The sequence below is a fragment of the Methylobacterium longum genome (assembly GCF_022179385.1).
Lineage (GTDB): Bacteria > Pseudomonadota > Alphaproteobacteria > Rhizobiales > Beijerinckiaceae > Methylobacterium > Methylobacterium longum.
On the sequence record NZ_BPQS01000013.1, the window covers coordinates 1 to 17236 of the forward strand.

General features: G+C 70.5%; 16 protein-coding genes. 12 read left to right on the forward strand and 4 right to left on the reverse strand.

Going from position 1 to position 17236, the window contains the following annotated elements:
- The 5 genes from MFF58_RS13670 to lptB form a co-directional block, all read left to right on the forward strand.
- Nucleotides 1-1254: KUP/HAK/KT family potassium transporter (locus tag MFF58_RS13670; RefSeq protein WP_238288571.1), on the forward strand; the 1254-nt coding region annotated here is incomplete at its 5' end.
- Nucleotides 1255-1392: 138 nt separating this feature from the next.
- Nucleotides 1393-3225 (forward strand): molecular chaperone HtpG, encoded by a 1833-nt coding sequence (htpG, locus tag MFF58_RS13675; RefSeq protein ID WP_238288577.1) that lies wholly within the window; start codon nt 1393-1395, stop codon nt 3223-3225.
- A 227-nt stretch (nt 3226-3452) separates the two neighbouring features.
- Nucleotides 3453-4172, forward strand: a complete 720-nt coding sequence (lptC, locus tag MFF58_RS13680) for an LPS export ABC transporter periplasmic protein LptC (RefSeq protein ID WP_238288579.1) — start codon at nt 3453-3455, stop codon at nt 4170-4172.
- Complete coding sequence (locus MFF58_RS13685; protein ID WP_238288581.1) at nt 4169-4837, forward strand: LptA/OstA family protein; 669 nt, start codon at nt 4169-4171, stop codon at nt 4835-4837. The genes lptC and MFF58_RS13685 overlap by 4 nt, the downstream gene beginning before the upstream one ends.
- Nucleotides 4838-4845: 8 nt before the next feature.
- On the forward strand, nt 4846-5697 hold the full coding sequence (gene lptB, locus MFF58_RS13690; protein ID WP_373323343.1) for an LPS export ABC transporter ATP-binding protein: 852 nt from the start codon (nt 4846-4848) through the stop codon (nt 5695-5697).
- Between the two features lie 60 nt (nt 5698-5757).
- Here the strand turns inward: lptB and MFF58_RS13695 are convergent, their stop codons facing one another.
- The gene (locus MFF58_RS13695) at nt 5758-6909 is read right to left on the reverse strand and encodes a dimethylmenaquinone methyltransferase (protein WP_238288584.1); all 1152 of its coding nucleotides are present in this window, start codon (nt 6907-6909) and stop codon (nt 5758-5760) included.
- Nucleotides 6910-7087: 178 nt separating this feature from the next.
- Here MFF58_RS13695 and MFF58_RS13700 point away from each other — a divergent pair, with 178 nt between their 5' ends.
- The 5 genes from MFF58_RS13700 to MFF58_RS13720 all read left to right on the forward strand — a co-directional run bounded on the left by MFF58_RS13700 (nt 7088) and on the right by MFF58_RS13720 (nt 11348).
- Nucleotides 7088-8401 carry an MFS transporter gene (locus tag MFF58_RS13700; RefSeq protein ID WP_238288586.1) on the forward strand — a complete coding sequence of 438 codons (1314 nt, stop codon included), beginning with the start codon at nt 7088-7090 and terminating at the stop codon, nt 8399-8401.
- Between the two features lie 497 nt (nt 8402-8898).
- Entirely contained in the window at nt 8899-9387 is a 489-nt protein-coding gene (locus tag MFF58_RS13705; RefSeq protein WP_238288588.1) for a hypothetical protein, read from the forward strand.
- A 164-nt stretch (nt 9388-9551) separates the two neighbouring features.
- Nucleotides 9552-9752 carry a hypothetical protein gene (locus MFF58_RS13710; protein ID WP_238288590.1) on the forward strand — a complete coding sequence of 67 codons (201 nt, stop codon included), beginning with the start codon at nt 9552-9554 and terminating at the stop codon, nt 9750-9752.
- Between the two features lie 227 nt (nt 9753-9979).
- Nucleotides 9980-10510, forward strand: coding sequence for a GNAT family N-acetyltransferase (locus tag MFF58_RS13715; RefSeq protein WP_238288592.1), 531 nt, complete (start codon nt 9980-9982; stop codon nt 10508-10510).
- Between the two features lie 226 nt (nt 10511-10736).
- A complete protein-coding gene (locus MFF58_RS13720; RefSeq protein ID WP_238288594.1) occupies nt 10737-11348 on the forward strand; it encodes a DUF2147 domain-containing protein in 612 nt (203 codons plus the stop codon).
- An 11-nt stretch (nt 11349-11359) separates the two neighbouring features.
- Here the strand turns inward: MFF58_RS13720 and MFF58_RS13725 are convergent, their stop codons facing one another.
- Together MFF58_RS13725 and MFF58_RS13730 are read right to left on the reverse strand one after the other, a co-directional pair.
- A complete protein-coding gene (locus tag MFF58_RS13725) occupies nt 11360-12583 on the reverse strand; it encodes a serine hydrolase domain-containing protein (protein ID WP_238288602.1) in 1224 nt (407 codons plus the stop codon).
- A gap of 61 nt (nt 12584-12644) precedes the next feature.
- Nucleotides 12645-13154, reverse strand: a complete 510-nt coding sequence (locus tag MFF58_RS13730) for a DUF427 domain-containing protein (RefSeq protein ID WP_238288604.1) — start codon at nt 13152-13154, stop codon at nt 12645-12647.
- A gap of 114 nt (nt 13155-13268) precedes the next feature.
- Here MFF58_RS13730 and otsB point away from each other — a divergent pair, with 114 nt between their 5' ends.
- Nucleotides 13269-14012 (forward strand): trehalose-phosphatase, encoded by a 744-nt coding sequence (otsB, locus tag MFF58_RS13735; protein ID WP_238288613.1) that lies wholly within the window; start codon nt 13269-13271, stop codon nt 14010-14012.
- A gap of 612 nt (nt 14013-14624) precedes the next feature.
- Nucleotides 14625-15632, forward strand: a complete 1008-nt coding sequence (locus MFF58_RS13740; protein ID WP_238288615.1) for a glucokinase — start codon at nt 14625-14627, stop codon at nt 15630-15632.
- A gap of 112 nt (nt 15633-15744) precedes the next feature.
- On the opposite strand, the gene MFF58_RS13745 is transcribed toward MFF58_RS13740, so the two are convergent.
- Nucleotides 15745-17217 (reverse strand): MFS transporter, encoded by a 1473-nt coding sequence (locus MFF58_RS13745; RefSeq protein WP_238288624.1) that lies wholly within the window; start codon nt 17215-17217, stop codon nt 15745-15747.
- Nucleotides 17218-17236 lie beyond the last annotated feature (19 nt).

Genomic DNA, 17236 nt, shown 5'->3' on the forward strand with positions numbered 1-17236 from the left:
GGCGCGGCGTTCCTCGCGGTGACCGGGGGCGAGGCGATGTATGCCGATCTCGGGCATTTCGGCGCCCCGGCGATCCGCTTCGCGTGGTTCGGCCTCGTGCTGCCGGCACTGCTGATCCATTACTGCGGGCAGGGCGCCCTGATCATCGCCGAGCCCGACGCGATCGAGAACCCCTTCTACCGGCTCGCGCCCGACTGGGCGCATTACCCGCTGGTCGCGCTGGCCACGATGGCCACCGTCATCGCCTCCCAGGCGGTCATCTCGGGCGTCTACTCGCTGACCCAGCAAGCGATCCAGCTGGGCTTCATGCCGATGATGCGGGTGGTCCATACCGATCAGGAGGAGCGCGGCCAGATCTACGTGCCCGGTGTGAACTGGCTGCTCGCGGCCGCGACGCTCACCGCCGTCGTGGTGTTCGGCTCCTCCGACGCCCTGGCGGGCGCCTACGGCATCGCGGTCTCGGCCCTGATGGGCATCACCACGCTGCTGGCGGCGCTGATCGCGCTGCGCTGGGGCTACAATCCGATCCTGGTCTGCGCGGTCAACGGCTTCTTCCTCGCCATCGACGTCGTTTTCTTCGCCGCCAACAGCGTGAAGCTGTTCGAGGGCGGCTGGTTTCCGCTGCTGCTGGCGGCCGTGGTCGCCTTCCTGATGCTGACTTGGATGAAGGGCAATCAGGTTCTCGAATCCGTCCGCCAAGCCATGCGCATGTCCGAGGCGACGTTCCTCGCCAGCCTCGCCTCGCATCCGCCGGTGACGCTGCCCGGCACCGCGGCCTTCCTGACCGCCGCCACCGAGGGGATCCCGATGGCGCTCGGCCGTCTGCTGGAGCGCAGCCGCTGCCTGCACGAGCGGATCCTGCTGATCACCGTCCTGTACGAGGAGGATCCGGTGATCCCCGCGAGCGAGCGCGCGCAGGTGACCCTGGTGGCGCAGGGCATTCGCAAGGCGATCTCGAAATACACGCCCGGCATGGAGCGGGTGGTCCTGCGATACGGGTTCATGCAGACCGCCTCGATCCCCGAAGGCCTGCAATGCGCCGTGGCCAGCGGATTGCTGCCCCCGGAATATCTCGAGGACATGACCTACTTCGTCGGACACGAGGTGGTGATCCCGTCGCCGACCCATCCCGGCATGGCACCCTGGCGGGAGGGCCTGTTCGCCTTCATGAAGCGCAATGCCGAGCGCACGGGCGCCCATTTCGGACTGCCGACCCGCCAGATCGTCGAGGTCGGGACGGAGATCGAGATCTGAACCGGCCGGTCGTGACGGCGCTCCCAGAAGGCGGCCGGCCGCCATGTCGACGCCGCCGAGTCCGCCGGGTGCATTGAAAACGGTCGCGTTCGCAAGCATATCGCCACCGCGTTTTTCCCCACAGCGGAGGCATCACCCGTGAGCGAGACGATCGAGCGGCACGAGTTCGGGGCCGAGGTAGGCCGGCTCCTCGACCTTGTCGTGCATGCGCTCTATTCCGACCGCGAGATCTTCCTGCGCGAGCTCGTCGCCAACGCCGCCGACGCCATGGACCGGCGGCGATTCGAGGCCCTGACCTCGGCGGCGAGCGCCCTGCCGCCGGACGCCAAGGTCCGCATCGCGCCCGACAAGGAGGCGCGGACGCTCACCGTCTCGGATGCCGGGATCGGCATGACCAAGGAGGACTTGGCCGCCAACCTCGGCACCATCGCGCGCTCCGGCACGCGGGCTTTCTCGCAGACGCTGGAATCCGCGAAGGCCGAGGACCGGCCGAGCCTGATCGGCCAGTTCGGCGTCGGCTTCTACTCGGCCTTCATGGTCGCCGACCGCGTCACCGTCACGTCGCGCCGCGCCGGCAGCGACGAGGCCTGGACGTGGGCCTCGGAAGGGCAGGGCAACTACACCCTCGAGCCCGCGACCCGGGCCGAGCCGGGTACCGACATCGTGCTGCACCTCAAGGAGGATGCGGACGAGTACTTGGAGCCCTACCGCCTCGACCATCTGGTGCGGAAATGGGCCGATTTCATCACGGTCCCGATCGCCATCGCGCATGACGGGAAGGACGAATCGGCCAACCAGGGCACGGCGCTCTGGCGCAAACCGAAATCCGAGGTCAGCGACGAGCAGTATGAGGAGTTCTACCGCTCCATCGGCATGAATTTCGACAAACCCTGGGCCACGCTGCACTGGCGCGCCGAGGGGCAGCTCGAATTCTCCGCGCTGCTGTTCGTGCCGGGCTCCAAGCCGTTTCAGGCCCTCGACAACGATCGGCAGAGCAAGGTCCGCCTGCACGTGCGACGGATGTTCATCACCGACGAAGCCGAGCTGCTGCCGCCCTGGCTGCGCTTCGTCCAGGGCGTCGTCGACACCGAGGACCTGCCCCTCAACGTCTCGCGCGAGATGCTGCAATCGACCCCGGCTCTGGCGCGGATCCGCCGCGCCGTCACCGGCCGCGTCGTGTCCGAACTCGCCACCCGCGCCAAGGATGCCGACGGCTACCAAGCCTTCTGGGAGAATTTCGGTCCCGTTCTCAAGGAGGGCATCTACGAGGATTTCGAGCGCCGGGGCGAGATCGCGCCGCTGCTGCGCTTCCGCTCGTCGGCGGTGGAGGGCTGGACTTCGCTGCCCGACTACGTGTCCCGCATGAAGGACGGACAGGAGGCGATCTACTACCTCGTGGCCGACGATGCCGAGGCGCTGAAATCGTCGCCTCAGCTCGAGGGCTTCAGGGCGCGTGGCCTCGAAGTGCTGCTCCTCTCCGACCATGTCGACGCCTTCTGGCCCGACCAGCTCGGCACCTTCGACGGGAAGCCGCTCCGCTCGATCACCAAGGGCGGGCTCGACCTGTCGAAATTCGCCGTCGCGGGCGAGCAGGCGGAGGCGCTCGAGGGCATCGATGCCTTCGTGGCCGCCGTGAAGACCGCGCTGGGTGCCGAGGTCGCGGACGTGCGCACCACGGACCGGCTGGTCGATTCGGCGGTAGTCCTGTCGGCCGGCACCGGAGGACCCGACCTGCAGATGCAGCGGCTCATGCGCCGTGCCGGGCGCGCCGGTGCCGGGCAGCCGGTCCTGGAGATCAATCCGCGCCACCCGCTGATCCGCGCGTTGGCCGCCGCGCCCGAATCAGAGGTGCCGCAGGCCGCCGGCACGTTGCTCGACCTCGCGCGCATCCAGGACGGCGACAGCCCCCGCGACCCGGCTGCCTTCGCCCGGACCGTGGCGGCGGCCCTGGCGACTGCCAGGGGCGCGTAGGACTACTTAGGCACGGGGGGCGGAGGCTGCCCTTGGCGCGCGGCGTGTGTCTTCGCACACATCCGCGCCCGGCGATCGCGGCTTCGGTTGATCATTCGGAAATGGTCGAGCCATAACTTCGCCACTGGTCGGGAGCATTGCCCGGCCCGTGGCGCGGGCGCGGTGGGGGCCGCAGGCGTCGGACCCCACTTCCCTCGCGCGCGCTCGGCGCGCCTCACGGACGCTGCATGAACCCGGTCGAGGCTCAAGCCGGCAACGGACAGGCGGTCGCGGCGGCGCGGACGCGGGCGCATGCCCAGGCGTACCGCCACAGCGGCCGCGTGCGCGCGATGCGTCGCCTCATCCCGGTGATGGCCGGGGGCTCGGTGGCGCTGCTCCTCGGCTTCCTGTTCAATCCCTTTGCGACCCAATTGCCGGGCGTTTCGGTCGGACCGGTGACCCTCGCCGGATCGAAGGTCCGCATGGAGAACCCCCGGCTCGCCGGGTTCCGGCAAGGTACGCGCGGCTACGAGGTGACGGCCGACGCCGCCCTGCAGGACGTGCGCAAGCCGAGCCAGATCGAACTGCAGCAGATGCGGGGACACATCGCCACCGACGACCAGGGCGGCGTCGCCCGCCTGTCGGCGGCCTCGGGCCTGTTCGACACGGCCCGCGAGGCCCTCGACCTGAAGACCGACATCCGGATCTGGACCGACAAGGGCGAGGAGGCCCGGCTGCGCTCGGCGGCCGTCGCGTTCAAGACCGGCGCGATCACCTCGCAGGAGCCCGTCACCGTCTCGAGCCCGCGCGCCACCGTGAGCGCCGACAGTCTCGACGTGGTGGAGAGCGGCAAGCGGATCTCCTTCGTCGGCAACGTCCACGTCGTTATCGCCAACGCGGATCAGGCCGAGAGGCCGCCTCTGCGGGTACAGACCTCGGATGCGCAAGCCGCGGACGGTTCCCGATGAGCGGTGCCCGCCTGCTATGGGCCGCCCTGGCGGCAGGACTGGCGTTCGCCGGTCCGGCGCTCGCCGAGAAGCCGGCTGCCCGCAAGGACTCGCCCTTCGGCAACATCGGCGGTGGCGGCAAGGACCCGATCAAGATCGACGCCGACCGCCTCGACGTGTTCGACCGGGAGAACAAGGCGATTTTCGCCGGCAACGTCGTGGCCGTTCAGGGCGACAGCACCATCCGGTGCTCGACCATGACGGTCCATTACAAGCGTGGCAAGGACGGGACGGGCAAGCCTGCGAAGGGCGATGCGAAGGATGACGGGGCCGAAGCTTCGGCTCCCCGGAATCCCGCGGAGAACGGTATCCAGAAGGTCGATTGCGCCGGCCCGGTGACGGTGGTGCAGAAGGATCAGGTCGCCACGGGCGACCGCGCCGAATTCGACCAGGACGCCAAGCGGATCGTCCTCACCGGCAACGTCGTGCTGAGCCAGTGCCAGAACGTCACCCGCGGCCAGCGCCTGGTCTACGACATGAACACCGGCCGGGCGAACATGGACCCGGTGCCGGGTGGCCGCGTCTCCGCCCTGTTTGTGCCCGGCGAGAAGGCCGACGCGAAGGACGGCAAGGCGAAAGGCTGCGCGCAGCCGCCGCCGGCCAGGCCGAAGGCGCAGGTCGATTGAGCGGCGCCGTGGCGTTCGAGGCTGGCCCGGAGCAGGCGGCGGGTCGCACGGGCTGGCTCGGCCGCCTGTTCGGCCGGCGCGCGCGGCCGGAGGAGGGCGCCGCGGTCGACGGCTGGGCTCCGAGCGACGAGGGCGGCCTCGGCATCCTCAGCGTCCGCGGCCTGCGCAAGAGCTACGGCGCCCGGACCGTCGTCCACGAGGCGGGTCTCACGGTCCGCACCGGGGAGGCCGTCGGCCTGCTGGGGCCGAACGGCGCCGGAAAGACGACGATCTTCTACATGATCACCGGCCTGGTGGCGGCCGACCGCGGCCAGATCAGTCTGGACGGCCTGCCGATCACCCACCTGCCCATGTACCAGCGGGCCCGGCTCGGCATCGGCTACCTGCCGCAGGAGGCGTCGATCTTCCGCGGGCTCTCCGTGGAGGACAACATCCGCGCGGTGCTCGAGGTGGTCGAGCCGGACCGCAAGGAGCGCGCGCGCAAGCTGGATGCGTTGCTGGAGGAGTTCGACATCGCGCGCCTGCGCAAGGCGCCCTCGATCGCCCTCTCGGGCGGCGAGCGGCGGCGCTGCGAGATCGCCCGGGCGCTGGCCTCCTCGCCGACCTTCATGCTGCTGGACGAGCCCTTCGCGGGCATCGACCCGATCGCAGTGGGCGACATCCAGGACTTGGTGAAGCATCTCAAGCAGCGCGGCATCGGCGTGCTGATCACCGACCACAATGTCCGCGAGACGCTGGGCCTGATCGACCGCGCCTACATCGCCCATTCCGGCCGCATCCTCACGGAGGGGACCCCCGAGGAGATCGTGGCGAACCCGGAGGCGCGGCGGCTGTATCTCGGCGAAGATTTCAGGCTCTGAACCGACATTCCGGTCTGACGGACGACATCACGGCGACGCCGCGGCGAACCTCCCGGCGGCTCACCCCTTCCAGTTCTTCAGCGCGGCGAACGGGCTGTCCGATCCCGCGGGCTTCTCGGGGTTCAGCACCGGCTCCACCTGGGCGATCGCGTCCGCCATCGAGAAGGCCGACCCGTTCTGGAGACGGCCGCCTGCGGCGTCCCGGTGCCCGCCGCCGCGGAACAGGCGGGCGCCGTCGAGCGCCGTGCCGTCGATGGAGCGGAACGAGAGATTGCCCATCCGCTGGACATTGACCACGCGCTTGGCCCGACCAGCCTCCATGATCAGGTCGGAGACCCGCTGGAAGGTGCCGGAATCGAGGGCGAAGGACAGGAGCGTTCCGTCCTTGAGCGGGCGGAACAGGGTGTCCGAGCGGGCCAGCGCCCGGGCGAGCCGCATGCGCGTGGTGAGGTCCGGATCGTCGTCGGGGGCCTCGCGCAACAGGGAATCCACCACCCCGATGCGGATCGCCGCGGCGCGTCGTTCGAGCTCGGCCGGGCTCGCGCCGTCGCGCAGGGCCGACGCGGCCGCGAGCAGGATGTCGGACACGAAGCGCTCGTGCCACGGATGGCCCACCGGCACGTAGCTCGACACCACGTCCCAGAACAATTCGTCGAGCGCCAGGCCACCGCGGAAATGCGGGCTCTCCTTACGCCAGAGGTCGAGGGCATCCACCGCCGCCAGAAGGCTTGAGAGATCGGTCTCGGGCTCGCGGGTGGCGAACAGGGCGCGATGGTCGAAAGCCATCCGGGTCGCGCAGATGTCTTCCTCGATGAGCACCGCGATCTCGGGGTCGCCGAGATCGATCCGGTTGAGGCCGGGGCGGTCCGGATCGGCGGCCGGCTCCAACCCGAGGCGCTTCAGCTGATCGAGGGACGAGGCGTGGTGATCGAGGACGACGAGGCGGTGCTTCCGGCCCTCCTCCCGGCGGCGGTTCATCGCGGCGAACTTCCTCAGACCCGCGATGGTCTGCTCCTCCAGGCCGAGGTCGGTCATCAGCAGCGCCTCGCCTTCGGTCGCCCGGCCGAGGCGCTTGATCTCGTCCTCGAGGACCGGACCGACATCGCTGTAGCGGGGCACGTGCACGACGCGCTCCACCGTCGCGCAGGCGGCCGCCACCGTGGAGGCACCGTAGCCGTCGAGGTCGTGGTGGGTGATCTGGGTCAGGCGCAACGGAGCTGTCTCGGACGATGAGGGTTGCAGGCGGTCTACGATGCCAGGCGCCGGGAGGCGAGGGCCGAACGCCTCTTCCAACGACCCAGGATCGATGCAGAATGCGGGTTGGCCGTCGCGAGTCGCTGACTTGGTCGGTTCGGAGCCCCGAAGGGGCCCGTCATCCCGGGAGGATCCGATGGCCTTGGCCGCGACGCCGCGCCTGCGGCGCATCCAGACGATCTCGCTCGCGCTCCTGGTGACGGCGGGCGTCGTCAACTACGTCGACCGCGCCACCCTGGCGGTGGCCAACCCGCTGATCCGCGAAGATCTCGGTCTGTCGATCCCCGACATGGGACTGCTGCTCTCGGCGTTCCTGTGGGCCTACGCCTTCGCGCAGCTGCCGGCCGGGGCCCTCGCGGACCGACTCGGCCCGCGCCTGACCCTGACCCTCGGCCTCACCTGCTGGTCCTTCGGCCAGATGCTCGGCGGCGCCGTGTCGTCGTTCTGGCAATTCGTCAGCGCCCGCATCGTGCTCGGCGTGGGCGAGGCGCCGCATTTCCCCACCTGCGCCCGGGTCTCCCGCGACTGGTTCAACATCCGCCAGCGGGGCACTGCCACGGGAATCTGGAACTGCGCCTCCTCGCTGGGCACCTTCCTGGCCCTGCCCCTGCTGACCTTCCTGATGGTCAGCTTCGGCTGGCGTGCGATGTTCGTGATCATGGGGGCGGCCGGGCTCCTGCTGGCTGCGATCGTCTACCTGGTGTTCCGCAATCCGCGCGAGACCGATCTGACGCCCGGCGAACGCACCTTCCTGGAGGAGGGCGACGGGCCGAACGCGCGTCGCGCGGTCACTTGGAGCGCGTGGCGGCGGCTGTTCGGTTTCCGGACCAGCTGGGGAATGATCATCGGCTATTTCGGCTGCATCTACATGACGTGGCTCTATACGGCGTGGCTGCCCAGCTACCTGGAGATCGAGCGACACTTCACCCTGCAGAAGACCGGTCTCATCGGCTCGATCCCCTTCGCCTTCGGCGTGTTGGGCGGCATCCTGGGCGGCCGGGTGGTCGACATCCTGGTCCGCCGGGGCGTCGACCCGATCCGCAGTCGCAAGATCCCGATGGCCGCCTCCCTGGTGGCGACCGCCGCCTTCACCGTGGTGGCTGCCCTGACGCCGAGCGACACGCTCGCCATCGCGTGCATCTCGGCCTCGCTGTTCCTGGTCTACATGAGTTCATCGGCGGCCTGGGCGATGGCCTCCGTGGCAGCGCCGGCGAGCTGCACGGCCTCGCTCGGCGCCATGCAGAATTTCGGCGGCTACATCGGCGGCGCCCTGGCGCCCACGATCACGGGCTTCATCGTCGGCGGGACGGGGCATTTCTCGATGGCGTTCATCACCGGTGCCGTGATCGCCCTGGTGGCGGCACTCGGCTACTGGACGCTGATTCAGGAGCCGATCACCGAGGAGATGCCGACGGCTACCACCGTGGGTAGCCTGCGCACCGCCGGCTGAGGCGGCCTGAGCGGTCGCGCGTAGGATCTCCGCTGCTTCGCCGGGGCCGGCAAACCGCTCCCTGGACGGTCGCTTCCGCGATCATGCGAATGGAGGCGTCTCGGTGGGCGACGCCGCCGAAGCCGCCAAATATAAACCCCGTTGCGCTCGATGCGAATACTACACTTTGACACCGGCCTGCGTGACGATGGGCGTGCGTTCTATAGTCGTGCCTAATATCCACGCGTGCTGCGGATGCGGACTCGGCGAGCGCGTGTGGATCGGCAGGATCCGGTCGCTTGGATACGGCTTCGATGTCCAGCCTGACCCGTGATCACGTCGCGCGCCTGCGCGACGACCTTGAGACCGGCTTCGAAAGCGGCCTTGAGGAAGCTGTCGTCGACCCGGCGCGCTGGCCGGAGCCGCTCGACGGGGCGTCACGCCTCCGGCAGCAAGGGGCATGCTCCTCCGATCGGACCGGACGGCGGTCGACAATTTCTACACGCCCGCCCCGGAGGATGCCGCGCAGCGCTACCGCGGCCAGGGCCGGTGCCGCGAGGATCCTCGCCTGCGCGGGCGGCCGATCATGCGCGCGGGGCGTCGCGGTCGATCAGGACTTCGCCACATCGGAGGAGTTCGCGCGCCTGCCGTTCGATGAGGACCTGCTCGCCCGGGGCGACCTGCGGTGTTTCGCGGGGCTCGGCTTCGCGGTGAAGGACCGGCTTCGGTGCCTGTCGCGGCTGCTCCGGCGGGCAGGCCTGCTGACCGCGGTCGACGAGATGGCCCGGCTCGTCGGATCGACCCAGGCCTTCGCCGTCATCAAGCGCCGCGACGTCCTCGATTGCGCGGGGCGGGTGCTGCACCTTCCGCAGCCGGCAGCGGCGCGGGCTCCGGGGGCGCATCGGCCGACGCCCGTGGCGGCCCGTCTCGCTCAGGCCCTCTCCGGCGGGACATTCCTCGCCGAGGCGGCATCCCGCCTCGCGGCCACCGCAGCGAACGCCCGCTGATAGCGGAAGGCGATTGTCGCCAAGACCGGGACGGACGCTCCATTGGATCTCGTCGGGCTCGTGACCGGGATCGCGCGCTGAGTCCACAACCCATCGTGACGGACGGACCGGGAACGGGTCCGCCCGCGGCGCGGTTTCGACAGGGACAACAGGAGATCACCTCGATGACCAATCGGATCGCACTCGCCGCCGCCCTCACCATCGGTGCCCTGCTCGCCGGTGCTCCGGCCGAAGCGAAGGGATGCCTCAAGGGTGCCGTCGTCGGCGGTGTCGCCGGCCACGTGGCCGGTCACGGCAAGATGGGCGCCGCGGCCGGCTGCGCCATCGGGCACCACAACGCCAACAAGAAGGCGAAGCAGGGCTGAACGGATCCGATTCCCAATGGAGGGCTGGTCTTCGCCGCAAGGCCAGCCCTTGAACGAACGCGCGTCGCGACGGAGCCGGACCCCTGCCCAGGGTCCGGCTTCTCTGTATCCGACTGTCTCGCCGTGCCGGACGCGACACCCGCGCCGCACGGAGCCGGCATGACGGGGAATGCGGAGCGGCGCCGGCCGCGTTGCCGGATCGCCGCGGACTCGGATATCGTGTCGCCGTGACGGACATGATACGACCGGCCCGCGAAGCCGACCTTCCCGCCATCACGGCGATCTACGGGGATGCCGTCGCCACCAGCACGGTCAGTTTCGAGACCGAGGCGCCGACCCTGGCCGAGATGACCCGGCGCTTCGCGCTCCTGCGCGGCGACGGATTTCCCTATCTCGTTGCCGAAAGGGACGGGGCGATCGCGGGTTACGCCTATGCCGGCCCCTACCATCAGCGCGCGGCCTACCGCTCCACCGTCGAGGATTCGATCTACGTGGCGCGGGCCTTTCGCGGTCGCGGGGTAGGCCGCAGCCTGCTCGCCGCGCTGATCGCGGCCAGCGAGCATCTCGATTGCCGGGCGATGATCGCGATCATCGCCCAGAGCGGCTCCCAGGCCTCCGTGGTGCTGCACGCGAGCCTCGGCTTCACCCCGGTGGGCACCCTGGTAGGCGTCGGATACAAGCACGGGCGCTGGCTCGACGTGACGCTGATGCAGCGCCCCCTCGGCGCGGCTCGCGACGCGCCGCCGACCCGGATCTGAGTGCGGGCCGACGGACGTGCGGAACGGCCTGTATCCCTTCAGCCCTAAGCTGCGTTGTCATGATGCGAACAACTTCGCGCGGGAGAGGGCGGGCAAGAAGCGCATGCCGTCCGGCGTTCCGCCCGGCGCAGGCGATACGCGGGATATGAGGCACCTGCCGCGCGCGAGCGATCTTCGCGAGGGCGGTCAGGTGTCCATTACGGCGCGTGAGGCAAGGAGTTCGGGAATGAGGTTCACTTCGATCGGCCGCCGCGTCGCGCCGCTCGCGATCCTGGCGCTCGCGGGGCTGGCGGGTTCGGCGCGCGCCGCAACCCCGACTGATCCCAGCGGCACCTATCTGACCGAGGATGGCCGCGCCCGCGTGCGCCTCGAGAAGTGCGGCACCGCCGCGGACCGGCTGTGCGGCTACGTGGTCTGGCTGAAGGTCCCGCTCAACGAGAAGGGCGAGCCGCGGATCGATTTCAAGAATCCCGATCCCAAGAAGCAGGCGCGTCCGTCGCTCGGCCATCAGCTCATCATGGGCCTGCGGCCGAACGCCGATGCCCACTACGAGGGCAAGATCTACAATTCCGAGGACGGCAAGTCGTACGACGTCACCATCTGGACCGAGAAGCCGGGTGAGCTGACGGTGCGGGGCTGCCTGATCGCCTTCCTGTGCAAGTCGCAGACTTGGAACAAGGTGGCCGACCTCGCCCCCGGCCAGCTCGCCGGCCCGACGAACGGTCCCAGCGGTCCGCGCAGCGATCCGGAATTCGCCACCCCGGCCAAGTCCACCGCCAAGGCCGGTGCGAAGCCGGCGGCCAAGCCCGCCGCGCCTGAGGCCGCTCCGCAGGAGTGAGGGGCAACCCCTCACGCATCGAGCGCCGCGTAGGTCAGGACGCGCAGCTCCCGCCGGATCGGCAGCGCCGAGGACGGCACGAGCTGCGTCATGAGTACCACCGAGAGATCCTCGGCCGGGTCGATCCAGAACGCCGTCGAGGCCAAGCCGCCCCAGGCGACTTCGCCCGGCGTGCCGAGGATCTGGGCTCGTGCCGGATCGAGCATCACCGAGAAGCCGAGGCCGAAGCCGATGCCCGTGTAGGAGGTCTCGGCGAAGCGGGGCGTGCCCATGGCGGCGAGGTCACCGGGCAGGTGGTTGGCGAGCATCAGGGCGACGGTCTTGCGGCCCAGAAGCCGCGCGCCGTCCAGGGTGCCGCCGTTGAGGATCATCCGGCAGAAGCGCTGGTAGTCGGCCGCCGTCGAGACGAGGCCGCCACCGCCCGACGCGATCACGGGCGGCTGCGCGAAGGTCGTCTCCACGGAATCGTCGAACAGGCTGAGCCGCCGCTCGCGGTCGTACACGTAGGTCGCGCAGAAGCGCGGCATTAGATCGGCGCGGACGTGGAAGTCCGTATCGGCCATGCCGAGCGGGGCGATGACGTTCTCCCGCAGGTAATCGGCGAAAGGCCGCCCGCTCAGCGCCGCCACGTACTGGCCCAGGACATCGGTGGCGACGCTATAGTTCCAGGCGCTGCCGGGCTGCGCGAGGAGGGGCAGCGTCGCCACCCGGGCCGTCATCTCGGCCAGCGTTCCCTCGCGCGCCAGGAAGTCGACGCCCTGCGCGCGGTACTGCGCGTCGATCAGGGTCGCTTCCATGAAGCCGTAGGTCAGGCCGGCCGTGTGGGTGAGGAGGTCGCGCACGGTGATTGGCCGGCGCGCCGGTTCGGTCTCGAGCTTCGCCCGGTTCCCGCCGACGGCGACGCGCATCTCGGCGAATTCGGGCAGCACCCGCGAGACCGGATCGTCGAGCTGGAACAGGCCCTGCTCATAGAGCTGCATCACCGCCACCGAGGTGAGCGGCTTCGTCATCGAGTAGATCCGCGTCACGGTGTCGAGGGTGAACGCCGTGCCGCGGGCCAGGTCCGCCTGCCCGCAGGCGCGGGCGAAGGCCACGCTGCCCCGGCGCGCCACCGTCACCGACAGGCCGGCGAGCCGCCCGTCGGCCACGAGTCGGTCCATCCACGGCGCGATCCGCGCGAGACCCGCGGGGCTGAAGCCTGCGCCCGTCGGATCGGTCTCGGTCAATGCGCTCATTCCGTCTCCCTCGCTGATGGCCGATGGTTAGGGGCTGCCGGGGCGAAAAGCACCCTCGCGATCACCAGCCCATCGTTCCCGGCCCGCCCTTTAACGGCCCGACGATGCCGGGGGTGATCCAGCCGCCGTAGAACGTCCCGGGCTGGGGAATGGCCCGGGCGTCGCCGACGAAGCAGGCGTCCATCGGGCCCGCGTAGAAGGCGACGCAGCCCGCGATGGCGCGGAAATCCGGTGACGGATCGGGATAGGCCCAGGCCGCCCCCGGCACGTGGCGACCGCCGCCCTGCACGTCGAACAGCACGGCCTGCCCCTTCCACTCGCAGATCCCGCCCCGCCGCGGGTTCGCCAGCGCGCCGGGCGCGATGGCATCCGGCGGCAGATAGTAGGTCGGGGGATGCGAGGTTTCGAGGACGCGGAAGCCGGCGACCGTCTCGGCGATCGGGGCGCCGCCGAGCACCACGCGTAGCCGCTCCGCCACCGGCTCCAGGCGCGGTGGGCGCGGGTAGTCCCACACGCTCTCTTCGCCGGGCCCGACCGGATCGGGATCGGGGTGTCTGAGCATCCATGACATGGGGAACCTCGTGCAGATCGTCCGCGGGGCGATATAGGGCGGCGCGCCCGGCGTTTGTCGGGGCGCCGCCCCGTGCTAGCCCGGGGCGCCCCTCAAGATCCGGACAGCTCCGCGATGGACATCGCCCTCTTCCTCGACTTCGACGGCACCCTCGCCGAGATCGCGCCGCGGCCGGACGCCGTGCAGGTCGAGCCCGGGCTCGTCACGACGTTGGAGCGCCTCCGCCTGCGTCTCGGCGGCGCGCTCGCGATCGTCACCGGCCGTCCCGTCTCGGTGATCGACGGCTTCCTGGCCCCCTCGCAGCTGGATGCGGCCGGTCTGCACGGAGTCGAGCGCCGCCTCGGCGCCGCGCTCACCGGCGGGCGGCCGGAGGATCACCCGGATCTGCGCCGGCAGGTCGAACGGCTCCATGCGGACAGCGCCGCACTGGCGAACGTGCTGATCGAGGACAAGGGCGCCTCGGTGGCGGTGCACTGGCGGCTTGCCAGCCCCGACGACGCCGGCCGGGCCGAGGCCCTGGTCAAGGCGGCAGCCGGGAGCCTCGGGCGTTCGTACCGCCTGCAACTCGGCAAGGCGGTGGGCGAGATCGTCCCGGCGCAGGCCACCAAGGCGCACGCGATCCGAGGCTTCCTGGAGCAGGCCCCCTATGCCGGTCGGAGGCCCGTATTCTTCGGGGACGACCGCACTGACGAGATCGCCTTCGCGTCGGTCGAGGAGGATGGCGGCGTCGCGGTGCGGGTCGGCGACGGCGAGACCGTCGCGAGCCGCCGTCTGCCCGACCCCGCCGCGGTTCGGGCGCTGCTGCGGGACTGGGCCGAGGGGCGCGCGATCGACCTCGAGGCCCTGCCGCCGGCCTGAGGCGCGCCGAACCCGACCCGGCACGCCGGATCCCGCAGGATCACGCGTGGCGGCCGCGCGATTGGGGGCCGCCGGCGCTATCCGCGAAAATTTGGCGATGCCGGAGGACTATGGGCGGGGGATCTGGCGCGTCGGTGCGCATCGACGGCGCCTGCATCCTGGCCGGCGCCGTCCGGTCCTGCGCGTGGCCCGGGCCAATGTGGCTGCACTTCCTCCCGCCGGCCCCGGTTCCCCATCCTGGCCTGCTCGGCCTCGCCGCCGATCCTGCGACCGGCCCCAGCCGCGTCGGCACGGCTCACGCGTCGGCCCAGCCGCTGGTCGTTCCGCGCATCCTCGGCTCTGGGGATGCCCTTCGCGGCCGGCATGCCGCTGATGTCGCTCGCCCATATCGGCCTTGATCGAATGCTCGGCTATAGTCCGGGATACGGGACCGGGTCCGGTGATGCGTGTCCTATCGGCGCCGGCCGCCATCGTGTGAGGACGAGCGGGTCCGTCTGGGGCGCGCGCCGCCTTCAGGCGCGCCCGCCCCCGGTCTGGCGCGGTTGTGGACGATCAGAGCCGTCGCGGGCACCCCTCCTGCCCCGACGGTCCAGCGAACGGGGACACCCTGCAATGTTCGATTTTCCGGTCCTGGTCGGCGATATCGGCGGCACGAATGCGCGCTTCGGCCTCATCGAGCGGACCGGCGACCAGCCGCGGCTCCTGTCCCACGAGGCGACCGCCGACCACCCCGACCCGTCGAGCGCCATCCGGGCCTCGCTGGCGAAGGCCGGGGATCGCGCCCCCGCGCCGCGCTCGGCGATTTTGGCGATCGCCGGCCGGGTCGACGGGCCGGAGATCCAGCTCACGAACGCCCACTGGCGCATCGCCGGCCAGCGCATCGCCGAAGATTTCGGCCTCGCCGCCGCGGTGGTGGTGAACGACTACGTGCCGGTGGCCGCCGGTGCCGCCGATATCGAGCCGCACGACCTCACGCCGGTCGGCCCCTGTCCGCCGGTGCCGGGTGGCGCCCGGGTGGTGCTGGGCCCTGGGACGGGCTTCGGCGCGGCGGCGCTCATCCCCTACGCGGCCCATCTCGCCATCGTCTCCACCGAGGTCGGGCACACGGATATCGGCCCGGCCAACGATTTCGAGGAGAAGGTCTGGCACGTCCTGGAACGCGTCGAGGACCGCATCACCGTCGAGACGGTTCTATCCGGGCCCGGGCTCTCGCGGATGCACGCGGCCGTGGCGCATGTCCGCACCGGCAGACCGCACGAGAAGATCGAGCCGGCCGCCGTGACCGAGGCGGGGCTCGACACCTCGGATCCTCACGCCGCCGAGACGCTGGAGCTGTTCGGCCGGATCCTCGGCCGCGTCTGCGGCGACCTCGCGCTGACCTTCCTGGCGACGAGCGGCGTCTACATCGGGGGCGGCATCGCGCCCCGGATCCTCAAGGTGCTGGAGGAGAGCGGATTCCGCGCGGCCTTCGAGAAGAAGGCGCCATTCGCCGCGATGATGCGGCGGATTCCCACCAGCGTCATCACCGTCCAGGACCCTGCCTTCCGGGGTCTCGCGGCCCTGGCCAACGAGGGCGCCAAGTTCGTCTATCACGGGCAGGTGTGGCGGAAGGGGGCGTGACGACCTACGCGGTCGCCGGCGCGCACGCAGCGAGGCGGCCGAGGCCGCTGCGACACCGGTATTCCGTGTCGCAGCGCGTCCGCCCCGGTCCGCTCGCCCGGGGCCGGGGCGCTCAGGCCGCCGCCAGCGGCTTCGACACCTCCTCCAGGGACTTGCCCTCCGCGGCCGTGCCCCAGATCCCGCCCACCACGGCGGCGATCAGCATCAGCGCCGCGCCGATGCCGTAGCCGACCAGCACCCAGTCCCGCGATCCGGTCTCCACCAGGGCGCCGAACAGGAGCGGGCCCGACACGCCGCCGATGCCCGTGCCCACCGCGTAGAAGGCCGCGATGGCGAGGGCCCGGATCTCCAGCGGGAAGGTCTCCGAGACCGTGAGGTAGGCCGAACTCGCCGCCGCGGAGGCGAAGAAGAACACCACCATCCAGGCGGCCGTCTGGCCCACGGGCCCGAGCACCTCGAGGCGGAACAGCAGGCCGACGCCCGCGAGTAGCAGCGCCGAGATGCCGTACGTGAAGGCGATCATCTGGCGCCGGCCGATCGTGTCGAACAGCCTTCCGAGCAGCAGCGGGCCCAGGAAGGAGCCGAGGGCGAAGGGCAGCAGGTACCAGCCGACATGGTTGCCGGGCACGTCGTAGAACCGCTCCAGCACCAGCGCGTAGGTGAAGAACAGGGCGTTGTAGAAGAACGCCTGCGCGATCATCAGCGCGAGGCCGACCATCGTCTCCTTGCGGCTCGTGACGAACAAGGCCTTGAACACCTCCGACAGCGGGGTGTGGTCGCGGGTGCGGACCTTCATGCGCTTGCTCGCGTCCACCGGCGGGAGGGTGACGCCCTCGTCGGTGAAGCGCTTCTCGATGCCGGTGACGACCCGGTCGGCCTCGGCGGCGTAGCCGTGGGTGGCGAGCCACCGCGGGCTCTCGGGAATCCACGTGCGCAGCAGCAGGATCACGAGGCCGATGGCGCCGCCGGTGAAGAACGCGACCCGCCAGCCCCAGGCCGGGTCGATCACCTCGGGCTTCAGGAGCACGATCGACATGAACGAGCCGAGGGCCGCGCCGATCCAGAAGGAGCCGTTGATGACGAGGTTGGTCCAGCCGCGGACCCGGGCCGGGACCAGCTCCTGGATGGTCGAGTTGATCGCCGTGTACTCGCCGCCGATCCCCGCGCCCGTGAAGAAGCGGAAGACGCAGAAGCTCCAGATATTCCAGGACAGGCCCGTGGCGGCCGTGGCGACGAGGTAGAGGGCGAGCGTGATGAAGAACAACTTCTTGCGGCCGATGCGGTCGGTGAGCCATCCGAAGCCGATCGCCCCGGTGACCGCGCCCACGAGGTAGCAGGAGGCCGCGAGGCCGACGTCGAACTCGGAGAAGGACATCGGCGGCTGGCGCAGGGCGCCCACCAGCGAGCCCGCCAGCGTCACCTCGAGGCCGTCGAGCACCCAGGTGATGCCGAGCGCCACGATCACCAGGACGTGGAAGCGGCCCCAGGGCAGGCGGTCGAGGCGCGCCGAGATGTCGGTGTCGATCACGCGGCCGATTTCCGCCCGCTCCGGTGTCCCGGAGGCTCCCTCGACCTTGCTCGCCATGCTCGCTAGCCCTCCTGTT